This window comes from Parabacteroides sp. HGS0025 (assembly GCF_000969845.1).
Classification (GTDB): domain Bacteria; phylum Bacteroidota; class Bacteroidia; order Bacteroidales; family Tannerellaceae; genus Parabacteroides; species Parabacteroides gordonii.
The window spans coordinates 3,675,615-3,691,592 of record NZ_KQ033902.1 but is presented as its reverse complement, the minus strand read 5'-3'; the positions used below and the strand labels follow the sequence as shown (position 1 = coordinate 3,691,592).

General features: G+C 42.6%; 10 protein-coding genes. 5 read left to right on the top strand and 5 right to left on the bottom strand.

The annotated features are described in order from the left end of the window. Nucleotides 1–167: 167 nt before the first annotated feature. Nucleotides 168–4,682 carry a glutamate synthase large subunit gene (gene gltB / locus HMPREF1212_RS14400; RefSeq protein ID WP_046149824.1) on the bottom strand — a complete coding sequence of 1,505 codons (4,515 nt, stop codon included), beginning with the start codon at nt 4,680–4,682 and terminating at the stop codon, nt 168–170. A 614-nt stretch (nt 4,683–5,296) separates the two neighbouring features. Here gltB and HMPREF1212_RS27345 point away from each other — a divergent pair. Continuing rightward, nucleotides 5,297–5,815: a GNAT family N-acetyltransferase gene (locus HMPREF1212_RS27345; protein WP_232430103.1), complete on the top strand. Its 519-nt coding sequence runs from the start codon at nt 5,297–5,299 to the stop codon at nt 5,813–5,815. Between the two features lie 29 nt (nt 5,816–5,844). On the opposite strand, the gene HMPREF1212_RS14390 is transcribed toward HMPREF1212_RS27345, so the two are convergent. The 3 genes from HMPREF1212_RS14390 to HMPREF1212_RS14380 all read right to left on the bottom strand — a co-directional run bounded on the left by HMPREF1212_RS14390 (nt 5,845) and on the right by HMPREF1212_RS14380 (nt 8,849). Then, nucleotides 5,845–7,392, bottom strand: a complete 1,548-nt coding sequence (locus HMPREF1212_RS14390; RefSeq protein WP_028728018.1) for a sensor histidine kinase — start codon at nt 7,390–7,392, stop codon at nt 5,845–5,847. Between the two features lie 100 nt (nt 7,393–7,492). Continuing rightward, the gene (locus HMPREF1212_RS14385) at nt 7,493–7,948 is read right to left on the bottom strand and encodes a GNAT family N-acetyltransferase (RefSeq protein ID WP_046149823.1); all 456 of its coding nucleotides are present in this window, start codon (nt 7,946–7,948) and stop codon (nt 7,493–7,495) included. 22 nt (nt 7,949–7,970) lie between these two features. After that, nucleotides 7,971–8,849, bottom strand: coding sequence for an MBL fold metallo-hydrolase (locus HMPREF1212_RS14380; RefSeq protein WP_046149822.1), 879 nt, complete (start codon nt 8,847–8,849; stop codon nt 7,971–7,973). Nucleotides 8,850–9,083: 234 nt separating this feature from the next. Between HMPREF1212_RS14380 and HMPREF1212_RS14370 the strand changes: the two genes are divergently transcribed. After that, nucleotides 9,084–9,806: a DUF169 domain-containing protein gene (locus HMPREF1212_RS14370; protein WP_046149820.1), complete on the top strand. Its 723-nt coding sequence runs from the start codon at nt 9,084–9,086 to the stop codon at nt 9,804–9,806. A 147-nt stretch (nt 9,807–9,953) separates the two neighbouring features. On the opposite strand, the gene HMPREF1212_RS14365 is transcribed toward HMPREF1212_RS14370, so the two are convergent. Next, the gene (locus HMPREF1212_RS14365) at nt 9,954–10,397 is read right to left on the bottom strand and encodes a VOC family protein (RefSeq protein ID WP_028728023.1); all 444 of its coding nucleotides are present in this window, start codon (nt 10,395–10,397) and stop codon (nt 9,954–9,956) included. 703 nt (nt 10,398–11,100) lie between these two features. Here HMPREF1212_RS14365 and HMPREF1212_RS14360 point away from each other — a divergent pair. From HMPREF1212_RS14360 to HMPREF1212_RS14350, 3 genes are all read left to right on the top strand, one after another. Then, a complete protein-coding gene (locus HMPREF1212_RS14360) occupies nt 11,101–12,042 on the top strand; it encodes a tyrosine-type recombinase/integrase (RefSeq protein WP_082099888.1) in 942 nt (313 codons plus the stop codon). 581 nt (nt 12,043–12,623) lie between these two features. Continuing rightward, entirely contained in the window at nt 12,624–13,415 is a 792-nt protein-coding gene (locus tag HMPREF1212_RS14355) for a helix-turn-helix domain-containing protein (RefSeq protein WP_157317019.1), read from the top strand. An 83-nt stretch (nt 13,416–13,498) separates the two neighbouring features. After that, nucleotides 13,499–15,901: a DUF4906 domain-containing protein gene (locus HMPREF1212_RS14350; RefSeq protein ID WP_052725005.1), complete on the top strand. Its 2,403-nt coding sequence runs from the start codon at nt 13,499–13,501 to the stop codon at nt 15,899–15,901. The last annotated feature ends 77 nt before the right edge of the window (nt 15,902–15,978 follow it).

Genomic DNA, 15,978 nt, shown 5'->3' with positions numbered 1-15,978 from the left:
AAGCGATAAAAAATCTTTATCGAATGATAAATACATGCGACAAAACGTATAAATATCCTTATCGAAGGATAAATGCATACGACAAAACGCAAAAATATCTTTATCGAAGCGTTTTGTTGAGCGCATGGCGTTTCTGTATAAATAATTTTAAACGTATACGCACATATTTAGTAATCACGCTGCATTTCTTCAATCTTTTGCTGTAACTTTTTCATCTGCTCCTCTTGAAGAACCTTTTTATATTCGATCGGGACGATCCGGATAAATTGATCTACCTGTTTATCCCAACTGTCCAGTATCTTTCCTGCCAGATGACTGCCGGTATAATGATAGTGTTTGCGGATCAGTTCATGCAGTTCTTTGCGAGCAGTGCTGTCTTCTATCAACGATAGCTCGACCATTTCCATATTGCAGTAGTAATCGAAGTCGCCAGCCTTGTTCCATACATAAGCTACACCGCCGCTCATTCCGGCTGCAAAGTTCCGTCCGGTTTGTCCGAGCACGACGACACGTCCGCCGGTCATATATTCGCAACAGTGATCTCCGACACCTTCCACAATGGCGATGGCTCCGCTGTTTCGTACGCAGAAGCGTTCACCGACACGTCCGTTGATGTAAACTTCTCCGCCGGTTGCCCCATATAATAAGGTGTTGCCGGCAATGGTATTATCTTCGGCCACAAAAGTAGAACGTATAGGGGGCATCAGGCTGATGCGGCCACCGCTAAGTCCTTTCCCCAGATAATCGTTCGCCTCTCCTTCCAGCCGGAAATGAACTCCGTGCGACAGGAACGCCCCGAAACTTTGTCCGGCAGAGCCTTTGAACTTGATATTAAGGGTATGATCAGGCAGTCCGGCATTCCCGTAACGTTTGGCAATCTCGCCGGATAGCATGGCACCCACGGAACGGTCGGTATTCGTGATCGTGTAATCGAGCGATACTTCCTGCTGAAACTCGATGGCTCCTTTGGCATGGTTGATGATATCCACGTCTTTTACATTCTCTATATGGTGTACCTGATTGGTTGTGTGATGGATAGGCGTATGAGCCGCCTGTTCCGGAAGATGCAGGAGATGGGAGAAATCGAGCAGATCGTGCTTGGTCATCCCATCTGACGATTTGCGGACGATCAACTCCGTATGTCCGATGATATCATCCAGTTTGCTGTAACCCATTTCGGCCAGATGTTCGCGCACTTCTTCGGCCAGGAAGGTGAAAAAATTCACCAGATACTCATACCGTCCGAGGAAACGCTTGCGCAACGTTTCATCTTGCGTGGCGACACCGACCGGGCATGTATTCATGTGGCATTTGCGCATCATCACGCAACCAAGAACGATCAGCGCAGAGGTGGCAAAACCAAATTCCTCTGCTCCGAGCAAGGCCATCAGCACAATATCACGCCCTGTTTTCAGCTGTCCGTCTGTTTGCAGGCGTACCTGACCACGCAGGCTATTCATCACCAATGTCTGTTGCGTCTCCGACAATCCCAGTTCGGGCGGTAACCCGGCATAACGGATCGAGCTGATCGGCGAAGCACCCGTTCCACCCTCGGCTCCCGAGATAATAATACGGTCTGCCTTCGCTTTCGCCACACCTGCGGCAATCGTACCGACACCGCTTTCCGATACTAGCTTAACGCTAATCTCCGCCCGGGGATTTACATTCTTCAGGTCGAATATGAGCTGTGCCAGATCCTCGATCGAATAAATATCGTGGTGAGGCGGGGGAGAGATTAACGAAATGCCCGGTATCGAATGGCGGGTTTTGGCGATAACGTCATTTACCTTATAACCCGGCAGCTGACCGCCCTCACCCGGTTTTGCGCCCTGGGCTACTTTGATCTGTATCTCGTCTGCATTCACCAGGTATTCGGTCGTAACGCCGAAGCGTCCGGATGCAACCTGCTTGATGGCCGACCGCAGCGACAGGCCGTCTTTCCGGGGAATGAAGCGGGAAGCGTCTTCGCCACCTTCTCCGGTATTGCTGCGCCCATGTATCTTGTTCATGGCCATAGCCATCGTTTCATGGGCTTCCTTGCTGATGGAACCGAAGCTCATGGCACCTGTGACGAAACGTTTCATGATTGCCTCCACCGACTCCACCTGTTCGATCGGAATGGATTTTTTCTTCCTGAACGTAAGAAAATCGCGAAGGAAGATAGGCGACTCCTTGCCGTCCACCATCTGCGAGTACTCTTTAAATTTCTTGTAGCTCCCCAGACGGGTAGCCAGTTGAAGGGTAGAGATTGTCTCCGGGTTCCAGGCATGTTTCTCGCCGTCTTTCCGGAAACTATAGATCCCTTTGTGTTCGAGCATTTCATCCACCGGACGGTCGAATGCCTGTTCGTGCAGCGCAATAGCATCGCGTGCTATCTCTTCCAACCGGATACCGCCGACGTTGCTGGTCGTCCCCCCGAAATAAGTACGTGCCACTTCCGCATCCAGACCGACAGCTTCAAACAACTTGGCGCCACGATAACTGCGGATCGTACTGATACCCATCTTGCTCATGACTTTAAAGAGCCCTTTGCAGATAGATTTTACATAATTCTTACGGGCCGTTTCGTAGTTAAGTTGTATCTCATGCTTGCTTTCCAGCTCCTTCAATATGGCAAAAACCATGTACGGATTGATAGCGCTAGCCCCATATCCCAATAGTAAAGCGGCATGCATAACCTCGCGCATCTCGCCGGTCTCGACAACCAATGCCGTCTGCACACGCTTCTGTACCGATATCAGGTGATGATGAACGGCACTTACAGCCAGTAGTGAGGGTATCGGGGCATATTTCCCGTCCACATTCTTATCGCTTAAGATAATATAGTTGACACCATCCGTAACGGATTGTTCCGCCTGCTTGCATAGATCGTCGAGTGCGGCTTTCAACCCTTCACGTCCTTTGGCTACTTCAAACAGCATCGGAAGTTTTACGGAGTTGAAACCCTTATAGCGGATATTGCAGAGCAGATCCAGTTGCGTGTTGGTTAGGATCGGATGATTAAGTCGTACCATCTTGCAATGGCTTTCACTGGGAACCAGAATATTGTTACCTACCGCACCGATATATTCCTCCAGGCTCATCACAAGTTCTTCCCGGATCGGGTCGATCGGTGGATTAGTAACCTGTGCGAACTGCTGCCGGAAATAATTGTATAATAATTGCGGACGGTCGGATAATACAGCTAGCGGCGTATCGTTTCCCATCGATCCGATAGGTTCGGCTCCACCGGTACACATCGGTACAATAATCTTTTCCACATCTTCGCGGCTATAGCCGAAAGTTCGGAGCAATTTATCGTAATTATCTACCGTGTGAGGTACTTTACGGCCGGATTTCAGCTCATCCAGTTCTACGCGGTTGGCGGCCAGCCATGTTTTGTAAGGTTTCGCTTCGGCCAATTGCTTTTTCAGTTCACCGTCGTAATAGATTTCGCCTTTCTCGGTATCTACCATCAGTATCTTGCCCGGTTGCAGACGTCCTTTCTCTTTGATCTCATTGGCTTCAAAGTCCATTACGCCCACCTCGGATGCCACCAGCATCATATCATTTTTCGTGATCAGATAACGCGCCGGACGCAGACCGTTACGGTCGAGCATTCCTCCGGCAAACCGTCCGTCACTGAATAGCAATGCTGCCGGGCCGTCCCAGGGTTCCATCAATATCGAATGATATTCGTAGAACGCTTTCAGGTCGTCCGATATCGGATTCTTTTCGTTCGAACTTTCCGGCACGAGCATCGCCATCGCATGCGGCAAGCTCAACCCCGATGCCACCAGAAACTCTAGCACATTATCCAGCGAAGCACTATCGCTCATCCCCGGTTGAATGATCGGGCGGATACTTTCGATACTGCCGATGGTAGGAGAGGTGAGTACGCTTTCGCGCGCTTCCATCCATCCCCTGTTTCCTCGGATCGTGTTGATCTCCCCATTGTGTGCCAGAAGGCGGAACGGTTGTGCCAGGCTCCAGGTAGGAAATGTATTCGTACTGAAGCGGGAGTGAACCAGGGCCAGCCCGCTTGTAAAGTAGTTATTTGTCAGATCCGGGAAGTAATGCCGGAGTTGCATGGACTCCAGCATCCCCTTATATACTATATTCCTTGTAGACAAAGAAGCTACGTAGAAATCATTTTTTGCCACCAGGTCGGAAGCTGAGACTTTCTTTTCAATGCGTTTTCGAATGATGTACAACTTCAATTCTAGTTCCTGCTGATTATCGCAGCCGGTAATGAAGATTTGCTTGATGTCCGGCTCAGTAGCCAATGCATCCTTTCCTAATATGTCGCTGTTTACCGGAACTTTCCGCAGATGCATCAAAGTAAGCCCCTCCTTTTCGATCTCCTCGATCATAATGCTGAGGATGGCCGAACGCTGTGCTTCGTCTTTGGGAAGAAAGACCAGACCTGTCCCGTATTTTCCCTTTTCGGGAACGGGTATTCCCTGCAACAGAATAAATTCATGAGGGATCTGAAGTAAGATACCCGCACCGTCACCAGTCTTATTATCGGCACCTTCTGCACCGCGATGACGCATATTTTCCAATACCTTAAGGGCTGACTCTACAATGTCGTGCGACTTTCCTCCATGAATGTTTACCAACATTCCTACTCCACACGCGTCATGCTCATTCGCAGGATCATATAATCCCTGCTTTCTGTTCAAATGGATCTGTTCTTTCATTGTTTGTTGACCTTATGTTTGTGTAATACCTATTTTGTTGTCAAATTGTTTGGCAAATATAGATGGTTTCTTTCATAATGACATATGTGGTAACGTTAAACATTGACGTTTTTTTTGTTTATCGGGATATGACGTTTCTATTTGACATGATATTTAGGGTAATTAGTATTAATATGAAACTGACAAGCCTGTTTTTAGTTACAATCTATAAGGTGTTGTTGCTCGCTTTTCTCAGGAAAAACTAACACAATGATAATTCAAAGAATAGAATTTGTTTATCTTTGTCAGGAAATTTAGCTTATTTCTGTATGATTGATATTGTTTACAATGGCAGAGTTCCGGCTTGCGGCGTCTTTTGTGGAGGTTGCCCAAATTACACACGGATAAAGAAACCCTGCGAGGGAGCAGAGTATTCGGATAGATGTGAGCGATGCAAAACTTTTCATCTGTGTTGTAAAGAGAAAGGTATTACTCATTGTTTCCAGTGCCGGATTTTTCCATGCAGTAAATTCAAATCATTTACGAAGCGATGGCTTAAATATGGCCAGGACTTTATAGAAAATCAACGTGTCCTGGCGTTAGGTACTAATGTGTTTCTTGATAAATATAACCGTATGATTCATTTTGAAACGGAAAGACTCATTATAAAGGAAGTTTCCATAGTAGAGGAGCTGAAGGCTCTTTTATCCATCTATACGCAGGAGGTAAATATGAGGTATATTCAGTCGGGTAAATATGAATGGACTTTTCAAGAGCTTGAAAACCGTTATAAGGCAATTAATGAAACCGGATATCCGAAAGGTTACGGCATGTTTGCAGTTAAACTCAGAGGTGAAAATAAGGTTATCGGTGAAGCCGGATTATTCAACTCCTTTTCTGATCCGAAGAAGATGGAGGTCGGTTATATCATCGATCAAATGTACTGGAATAAGGGATATGGAACGGAAGTCTGCAAAGGACTGATCGATTACGCTTTCAATCGGTTGGGTTGTACGGAGCTTATTGCCCGTATGTATGATCAGAATACAGGGTCTGTCAGAGTTTGTGAGAAGCTAGGATTTGAGCTGGTGTTGACAGGTGAGACAGAGAACAAAAAAGTCTTCCGGGAATACCGGAAGACTTCTGTATACTGATGGTTTTACTGAGTTTTATATGATCTGTTTCATATCTGTAATACCAGAATGAACCGGGCTCCTTTCTTATATTCCATATCGATAGAGAGATTGCCATTCAGTTTATTGGCGATCAGGGCACAAATAGGTAAACCTAGTCCGTCACCTTCTGCCAGATCCTTGACTTCGCTGAATGGCTTGAAAAGGTTTTCCTTTTGTTCGTCAGGAATACCTGTTCCGTTATCTGTTACAATAAGGTGGCAAAGGTGAGCACCCTTTCTCTTGAATTCCAGCCATATTTTACCAGAGGTCGTATATTGGGCCGCATTATTCAGCAGGTGCAATAAGATGCGTTCCAATTGTTCAGCATTTGTTTTTACTTCCAGTTGTGGAGCGTCTACAATAACTTCTACATCGGGATTAATCTTATCTTTTACCTTATCCATTGTTTTCTTGCAGAAGCTACCTACATTGAAAGATTGTGTTTCGTACGGTTCCAGCAGCGAGCTTTCCAGGGAAGACAGTTCCTGTATGTTTACACTGAACTGTTTTAGCGCATCTACCCGTGTCTGGATCGAACCGGCTTGTTGTGGAGCAGTGGTACGCAACTCCCTGGCTGATACGTCAAGTTTATCGAGCGTAGGTTTCATCTGCTCTGATATACTCTGTATGAACAAGGTTTGTTGTTCGCTATGCTCGTTGGTAGTCTTGATAATGTTTTTCAGTTTTTTGTTGAGAACAATGAAACGTAATAATAGGAACGCAACGAAAAGTAATCCGGCAATAAGGATGACAACCAGTGTACAGAGACCGACTATCATATATTGTTTACCGGATAATTTGTCGTCTTTTTCCTGTATTGTCTGCAGGCTTTCATCATATTTGAGCTGTAATGCCCCTAATTCATCCTGCGCATTTAATGCTTTTACAGAATCCGTCCAGACGATGTACTTTTCATAGGTTCGTTCCATCAGGGAAGCATTGTTTGCCGTACGGGCAATAGCAATCAGGTTCCTGTAGCAATCGCTTACTTTGTCGTATTCCTTTTTATCCTTATATTGGTTGATAAGTTTCTGGAAGGATGCGTCTCCCTGCTCGTTTTGTCCGAAAGTATAATAATAACTGGTCTGGGTGTATAACAGGTCGTCTGACAACTTGCTGCTGCCGGACTGGCTGGCCAGGTTATCCAGTGTATTCAGTTGAAGTTGAGCCTGGGCAGCATTCTTCAGTTTTATGTACATTTGCAACCGTTCTTTTGTCAACTGGAAACGTTGATCATAGAACGTTTTTTGCGCTTTTTCTTCTTCCGTCAGTAGAAATTGAGTCATTTGGCGGCAAAGTTCGAATGCTTCCTGATAGTAGTTCTCGCGATAATAAAGATACGTTGCTTTTGTTCCACAGTCGATGGCTTGCGTGTAGTCTCCTTCGTTGGAGAAGGCTTTGTAAGCTTGAAGGAATAGGTAACGGGCTTTAGTGTAGTCTTTCTGTTCCAGGCTACTTTGAGCCTGTTTCATTAGATCATTAGCTCTGTTTTCTGCCTGGAGAGTGGTCGTGCAGAAACAGATAACGAGGGTGATGATAAAATACATGATTCTCATAACTTCAAATTTAATTTTAAGCAAATATATGTATTTATTCAAAATCAAAGCATGAGTTATGCTGAAAAAGTTCGAATCATGTATAATTTATCTGTAGGATTTATGGTTTTATCCTTATTTCATAGATACGGGACTCGTCTTCCCAGGGATGGTATCCTTGCCCTATGTAATTGAATCCCAGCTTTTCATAGAATCCGATATGCTCTGTAGACAGGTATAAATTCTTGAAACCGGCTTTAACTGCATCTTCTTTGGCTTTCTCCAATAAAAGTGTACTGTAAAAATGTCCCCGGTGGTTTTCATCTATATATACGGCACAAACCCACGGATACAAATCCATCCGGCTGATAAAATCATTGGTGATCAGTCCGGCGCAACCAATTATTTCATTATCCTTTTCCAATAGATACCATTGAGGGAGTGGATTCGGAGAGTCTATACTGTGATTAATAGAATCTTCATAGAGCACAGGATATACGGAAGGCCATTTGCTTTGAAAATATTTGATAGCGATATCCTTATAAGCTGGATTTTCTCGTACTGATACAATTTTCATGATATTGAATTTATATTGATGATTAAATACTTTTCCATTGGAGCATGTTATTTTCAAAGCTGACGGATAGTTTACCGAGATCCTTGAGCCAAGAAAGATAGGAGCGTATCGTGCTGCCTACTAGTACGTATTGCTCAAAGTTCATAGATAGTTCATACTTGTTAAAAAGTGATTGGAGGATATTTTCACAGTTTTGAGCAGTAGAACATATATCGAGTAAGGCACCTGCAATCTCGTAAATCTTATTCCGGTTGACAGCAACCAGCCCTTTGATATCTGCCGTCATTTCCGCATGTGAAGGAACAAAACGGGCAGCCTCGATTTTTTCAACGAAATCAAGTGTTTCCAGATATTGGGCTACATTATAAATGAAAGAAACCTGATATTTGTTGAGGGTATTTTCACTGCTGATACAGTCTGCCAAGAAAACAGTATCATCCGGAGTACGGAACCCCACCATATCAAAAAAATGACCGGGTAAGGGTATGACTTCCACCTCTTGGGGAAAATCCTTGTCCGAGAAAGGCAAGGTATGACTCTCTTTAGCCATCAGAAACTTATTGCGTAAATCTTTGCATGGATACCCTCCATACAAAAACGATGGCTCCAATATCGGGTACTGTGTAAAAGCAGCCTCTATTCCATTTGCAAAGACAGGGCAGTCGACTTGTTGTTGCAAATAGGCGTTACCTCCAATATGGTCAGCATTGGAATGGGTATTGATGACTCCTTTTATTTTCCAGTTTTGCTGTGCGGCGATTTTAATGATTTTTTTGGCGGCTTCTTTGTCGTTGCCACTGTCGATCAGATAAATATCCGTCTCATTTTGCCGATAGATACCGATTTTTGCCGGAGAGTTTATATAGTAGCTCTGTTCACCTGCTTGCTGAAGTTCGTACATGGCTATAGTCTTTAGATTGATATTGAAAATAACAGTTCAAATATACTATTATTCTAATTGAAAAATAGACTCTTCCTGTTTAATTCCAGTTTTTTCATTAGGATAATTACAATTGTATCTTCAACGAAAGCCAGTAATGCGAATATCGCTATCTGCCAGATTGTTTTGATATTTCCGGTCATAGCATATAGAATCTTTTCGTATATTTGACAAAACCAATAAATCATCTGTATCATGGACATACAAGTATTTCTCAATAACTATCGCGAAGCATTCGGAGATAAAGTAGATCTTCCTATTGTCTTTTGGTATTCGGAGCAACCGGTAAATCCGGTCGATAAAATCGGAGGGTGTTTATTTAAATGTATGAAAGAGGTCAGAGCCGGACAAACGGTTAGTTTGAGTGTCGAAACTATCGGTTGTGGTGGCGGAAAATTTTATACAGGTTTTACGGAAATGCCGGAACGAATTCCCGGATTTGTATCCTTAAAGGAAAAATATAAACAGACTCCGGAAGGGGTAATCGAATTTCTTGAAGATCTGCAGGTTCCCAGAGCTAAAATGGATTATCTGAATTTTACCCGTATGGATAATGCCGAAAGTTTTGATAATCTGGAAGGAATCCTGTTTTTAGCGACACCCGATATGCTTTCCGGTCTGGCTACCTGGGCGTTTTTCGATAATAATTCACAAGACGCTGTCACCTCTCTATTCGGTTCCGGTTGTTGCTCCGTAGTCACACAGGCCGTTATTGAAAATGCGAGAGGAGGAAAACGTACGTTCATCGGATTCTTCGATCCTTCCGTACGTCCTTATTTTGAGCCGGATATTCTAAGTTTTATGATACCGATGTCCCGGTTTAAAGAAATGTATGATACCATGCGGAGTAGCTGTCTGTTCGATACGCATGCCTGGAGGAAAATCAAGGAAAGAATGAATGAGAGAGGTGGCCTCTAATGTAATTTGGTTTATACGTAAAAAGTGTGAAGCCGGGGATTAGGCCGGCTTTACTATCTTTACTTTTTAGGTGTTCTTGGTCCAGTCCCAGTAACTGTATGGAGATACAGATTCTAAAAGAGGAGGTTTCTAAGAGAACTCCCTTCTTTATTCATATTTCTTACATTCTTCTATTAGCTCTTCACTACATTGCTCCGGAGCCAATGGGGAAAAAAGTTCTATTAAATTATCTTCGGGATCGCGCAAATGTACTGTGCGCATCCCCCAATCAGCCATATTGGTAGGTTCATTGACAAATACCACACCCTTTCCTTTTAAAGCAGCATAAGTATCATCAACATTATCCACACTGAATGATACAAGTGATTTCTCCCGAAACCCTACTGGCAATTCTTTATTTGCATTACCTACAGACGGTGCCATCCAGTCGGATACAAAAAGAGCAAATCCTTCTATTCCGTCTGCTACCTTAAAACTGGCATATCCACTGTTCTCATCACCCCAAGCCGGTTCTAATCCAAGTTGTTCAGAGTAGAACTTAAAGCATTTAGGAAAATCCTTAACTAATAATCTTACATTACTAAATTTCATTGTTGTTGAATTTTTATGGTTATTCTTAATATATATGTTTTCTAAATTATTCATTATCTATGAATATAGTTTTTAAAACTATGAAGTAGGCAAAGTGACGCAATGCTTAACTACTTGTTTCAAGCATTGCTCTACAAAAATATGACTTTTTACTGATTAGTATATAACTTAAGATGGATATCATTTTGTTATTTAATGTGTATTCTCCTTGCTGTCAGATTGACCGTAGCATGATTATTTCTTGTTTATCTTATTCTCCAATAGTTTCCAGATATCATATTTCTACACAAACAATCAATCGACAATCAGTTTGGTATACCATCAGCAAGATTATCTAAATGATTTCCCGAACTCATCAGTATAACTTGCTCTACTCATCTAAATGACCTTGGCAAACCATTTAAACCATTTTAAAAATCATCTAAATGATTTTTGAAATCTTGTCAAAAAAGTATTGAAAAATGGAATGAAAATCTCTGAAAGAGAGGTTTTGGAGATTTTGACAGTTTTATTTAATGACGAAAATGTGACAAAAAGATGATAAAAGGCTGGTTGTATAAACATTTTGATAAGATTGTAAACATGTAGATAGATGTTTTTTTACAAACTTTAGCGAGACAGGATGAGTTTAAAGATTCTTTTAGCCCCTCATATTTGAAAAGAGCATGGAATAAGGGGATAATAATTGAAAAATAGATTTGATATGAGAAAGAAAAACGAGAGAGTAATGATGGTATCCGATTTGTTTTCCTGTTTTAGGGCGTGTATAACGCGGAAAAGACAGGATGGGAGGGATAGTACTGCAGATCTGTATCGGGCGGCCACAAACTGGTTGGAGTTGTTTTGTGAAGGAAAGAGGCTACCGCTCAGGAGAGTGACACAACGCTTTGTGATGGAGTTCGAAGCCTATCTTAAAAGCAAAGGATTGAAAGTGAATACGGTGAATACCTATCTGAGTAATTTCAGGGCGATGTATAATCTGGTGATTGATGGATCGGAAGAGGTAAAGAATTGCAAGCCTTTTGCAAAATTGAAGATCAAACAGCAAGCGACGGCAAAACGGGCATTGTCGCGTGAGGTGATGGAGGAAATTGCCGGACTCAAGTTGGACGACAGGCCTGAACTGGAGATGGCAGCCGATCTGAGCCTGTTCAGTTTTATGGCTTGCGGGATGGCATTTGTGGATCTTGTGCATCTTAAGCTGGAGAATATCAGGGAAGGAGAGATTATTTACAATCGTCGGAAAACGGGAACGGAGATACGTATCGGAATGACAGAAGGGATGAAGATTATACTGGATAAATATAAGCAGGAAGATACACCTTTCCTCTTTCCGTTGCTTAAAGAAGAAAATGCTTCTTATGAAACTTATAAATCACTATTGAGATGCCAGAATGAAGCTTTGAAAGAGATCGGACAATTTCTGATAAGCCCGATACAGTTGACTACTTACCGTTTCCGGCATACTTGGGCATCCGAAGCATTATTGTGTGGTATTCCGATTGCTGTTATCAGCCAGGCACTCGGACATACCTCTGAAAATACTACACGTATTTATCTTAAGCAATTGAATCAATCGGTGATGAATGAGGCTAATAGTATGATTACCAAATCGGTTGGGGATTTGTTAGTGAAGGTGGCATGACCCTTATTTTGTAAATAAGGGTAAGTTTCATGTAATAAGTTATTAATTAAATGATTACACCTTACAAATCATGATGTAAAAGATATTTTATTGCAAATGTAAAGAATTAAGTGAGAAAAAGAAGTGGTTTCTACTGATATATTTATCTATTGCAGAAAGAAATATCTTGAATTACATATTTATTTATAAATTTTTCCAGGCAATAACTGTTTTTCGTGATAATCCGAAAATACGCATATAGTCAGGTAGGACTAACCTTGTTTTTAACTATTGATAACACCTCGTTTTTCAACTATATTCTGTTTGATAGCTGATATTCCATTGTTTTTAGTCAAAAAAAAGCAGCCTTTATAAACAAAATCTCCTTTTAATTAGTCGGTATATCTTTAAAAAAGTGCCCGTTTCCCTTATTTACAAAATAAGGGTTTTATACGACTAAGCATATGAAACAAACGATGAAAGCTAATTTGCTTTATGTAAATGAGCATCTGACCTGTGGGAAATATCTCAAAGAGATCGATACGGGATTTTTTTTTCAGGAATTTAAAAAAGGATCAACCCGGAAACTGGAACGGGAGACTATGAAAAATTACCTTGTTATTATACTGGAAGGGAAAATTCGATTAAATTATAATCTTTCGGAAAACAGGATAATCAGTGGGGGAGAATTTTTTTTAATTGCTCAGGCATCACTGGTAAGTGGGGAATGTCTAGAAGATGTTCAGATATTGACTCTTGCCTTTGAAGCACCGACTACCAGTTGTGAGAAACTTAATTTTCAACTTTTGACCGAGTTGGCTGATAGCATGGATTACAATTTTGAGCCTTTACCGATAAGATACCCGTTTGATGTCTTTTGCGAATTGACGGTTTGTTATCTAAAATATAAAGCGAATTGCGGGCATCTGCACGAAGCGAAACACAATGAGCTTTTTCTTTGTCTGCGCTATTTTTATAGTAAAGAGGAACTAGCCGGGCTGTTTTATCCGATACTTTCCCAGTCATTCGAGTTTAAGCGCTTTGTGCTGGAGAATTATGGCAATGTGAAATCGGCAAAAGAGTTGATGGAGCTATCCTGTATGAGTAAATCGGCTTTTTATGCCAAATTCAGAGAAGTGTTTGGCATAACCACCAAACAATGGCTGACAATTAAAAAGTTAACCAGGATGATTAATAAAGCAGCTGAACCCGGGATTACAGTCAAACAGTTGATGATCGAGTTTGATTTTGACAACCTCTCACATTTGCAGGCCTATTGCAAACACAATTTTAAATGTACCCCGACTGTGCTGATCGAAAAAGCTGTTGCAGGTGAAATAAGTATTGGAAAAGATATGATAATGGATGAAAAACAAGGGAAATATACGATTTAAGACAGATTGTTTATGTGAATTGGAAACTTTTGTAATATCTCCCTTGAAAAACAACTCTTACTTTGCAGCAAATAAAATGAAAGATGAAAAAGATAATAATTACACTGTTATTTGGAGTATTGCTGTCGACATCATGTTCTGATGAAGAATTAAGGAATAATGGCAGCAATGTGAAGGAGGGCAAGCCGGCTCTGGTAAGTCTGAAAATGGATATGGCAACGATGGGCAGCGGGAAGACCCGGGCGATGTCACCTGACAAGGAAAAAAAGATTGAGAGCCTGCGGGTGATGATATTTAACAACCAAGGAGATATCTTGACCAACCGGAAATACACCGGTGATCTGGGCACTTCACTGGATGTAGAAACTTTTTCGGGTAGCAACTGCAAAATCTGTGTCGTTGCCAATGTGGCGGATGGACTTGACAGCCGGCTGGAGGCCATCTACACCTACCCGGAACTCGAAGATGCTACGGTAGCTGCTCTTGAACTTGGTTTCGGGCTTGATGATAATCCGTTAATGATGACAGGCTATGCGGAGGATGTGAATATTCAGGATGGGGAAAACGTGTTACCGGACGCGATTGAACTCAAATTCCTCGCAGCCAAGGTCACGCTGAAGGTCAGAGTCAACACCCCTGAAGACCAGGAGGTAACTGTGCTGGGTTGGGATGTGGTAGATGCTCCTACAAGCAGTTATCTTTTTCCAGCAACCGGGGACGTAAACCCTGATCCGGAGATCAACAACGACGCTAAGTATTGGCTTACTACAGGAGAGGATAACCCGTTTGACGAAATTGATATGGAAAACAAATCTGTCACTCAGGAACTCTATTTGTTCGAAAACCGGCGTGGGGGACGTGTCGATAGAGCTTTGCCTGTGGAAGAGGCTCAATATCCGGAAATGGCATTTGATGATGAAGATGATAAGGGGAAAGCCTGGTTTAAACCCAAGCGCGCTACAGCCATCCTGATCAGCGCGATGCACAAGTTTGGATCCGAAACCAAGCAGGTTTCCGCCTATATCTATCTGGGGGAAGACAATCACAGCAACTATGATATCGTTCGTGGCAATCACTACACCTTTAACGTAACGGTAAATGGACTCAACGACATTGATGTGGATTCGAATGTAGAATATTACGTTGGCGATTTCAGGGTAGATCACGGGGATAACCTGGATATGGACTGTCATCCGGACTTCCGCCCAATGCGTATCCATGCTTCCGAAGGAGTGGCTACAATGGAGATCGTGGATGCGGATGGCAGAACTTATGACGAGGACGGTTTTGAAGCCACATGGCTTAAAATATCACCCCTGAATCTGATGTTTCACCAGGTGAAGCAGGAAGCTCCGCATGATGAGTGGCAGCAACAGACGGGTGAGCCCGGCAGCTTTGTCCGTGCCAAATATATCCCGCACAAAAGTGTGAGGGCGGCTTTGGCTGATAAGGGTGGCTGGAATACCATTCCCGAGGGACAAGAGGACGACGATGCGATGACATATGCCGATGCAACCTACCGCATGTGTTATAAGATTACGGATATTCCTTTTTCTGGTGTGACGGTTACGAACAATACACTATATGTTTATGCCGATGATTTCTTTAAGAACGGTGACGACCCTGACGGTACCCGCAGCGCCACTATCCGTTTCTCGTTCTATAAAGGCGGTAATGGATCAAGGCCTGAAGTGAAAGACTATATTGTTACTCAGACGGGATATCTAGACTTGTTTCCGAAGGGGGATCAAACAGCAGCTATGATAAATACCTACCCGGTTATTTTTAACGAAACTGCTTTAAGAATAGTAGGCAAGAGAACATTTGTATTCGAAAGGATCGAGGAAGCTGCACTGGCACTGAATCCGGGTATTGATCCATCGCTGCAGAGAACGACCACGATGCAATGGGGATATTCAGGAACTGTTGTATATGATGGACCTAGTGGCCACAAGACTGAGCATGGCCAATTAATGACAGCACATACAGTTTATACCGATGTTGAGGTAAACTGGGAAGGCATAAACTCTCGTTTGCCGAGAAACTTCGGGAAAACTTATCGGGAGATGTATGGTAATGGTAAAACAGGAGGTACCGGTCCGATACCCAATTACACTAAACCGACTGTTGCTCCATATTTTTATCCTGATCCAGCTGAAAATATTTATCACCCTATCTATAAAAGTTCGGCATCACGCTATTGTCATGAAAAGAACCGCGACATGAATGGTGACGGTATAATCGATGAGAGTGAGGCCAACTGGTTTATGCCTACGCACAATGATTTGAAGAATCAAAATGTAAGGTATCCGGATAACAACCAGGTATACTCGACCAGTTCAGAAGAGCAGACGCGACCTGAACAATTGATATATAGAGTGCTGCTTAAAGAGGGTGGCAGTTCGGCGGGTGGCCCTGTTCACGGGACTAAGACGGATTTGTTAAGGGTACGGTGTATAAGGGAGCATAAAGTATGGGCCTATTAAATAAAATAAAACTGTTGATAAGCAATATTATATCATTAGATCTTGTAAATAATTTATAAACATTTTAAATAAGAAAA

What these genes read in the sequence shown, in the direction of transcription:
- HMPREF1212_RS14385 (WP_046149823.1), bottom strand. Translation starts at nt 7,948, where the DNA reads ATGAAAATTGTATCAGTACGAGAAAATCCAGCTTATAAGGATATCGCT.
- HMPREF1212_RS14355 (WP_157317019.1), top strand. Translation starts at nt 12,624, where the DNA reads ATGAAAAATTACCTTGTTATTATACTGGAAGGGAAAATTCGATTAAAT.
- HMPREF1212_RS14380 (WP_046149822.1), bottom strand. Translation starts at nt 8,849, where the DNA reads ATGTACGAACTTCAGCAAGCAGGTGAACAGAGCTACTATATAAACTCT.
- HMPREF1212_RS14360 (WP_082099888.1), top strand. Translation starts at nt 11,101, where the DNA reads ATGAGAAAGAAAAACGAGAGAGTAATGATGGTATCCGATTTGTTTTCC.
- gltB (WP_046149824.1), bottom strand. Translation starts at nt 4,682, where the DNA reads ATGAAAGAACAGATCCATTTGAACAGAAAGCAGGGATTATATGATCCT.
- HMPREF1212_RS14365 (WP_028728023.1), bottom strand. Translation starts at nt 10,397, where the DNA reads ATGAAATTTAGTAATGTAAGATTATTAGTTAAGGATTTTCCTAAATGC.
- HMPREF1212_RS14370 (WP_046149820.1), top strand. Translation starts at nt 9,084, where the DNA reads ATGGACATACAAGTATTTCTCAATAACTATCGCGAAGCATTCGGAGAT.
- HMPREF1212_RS27345 (WP_232430103.1), top strand. Translation starts at nt 5,297, where the DNA reads ATGATTCATTTTGAAACGGAAAGACTCATTATAAAGGAAGTTTCCATA.
- HMPREF1212_RS14350 (WP_052725005.1), top strand. Translation starts at nt 13,499, where the DNA reads ATGAAAAAGATAATAATTACACTGTTATTTGGAGTATTGCTGTCGACA.
- HMPREF1212_RS14390 (WP_028728018.1), bottom strand. Translation starts at nt 7,392, where the DNA reads ATGAGAATCATGTATTTTATCATCACCCTCGTTATCTGTTTCTGCACG.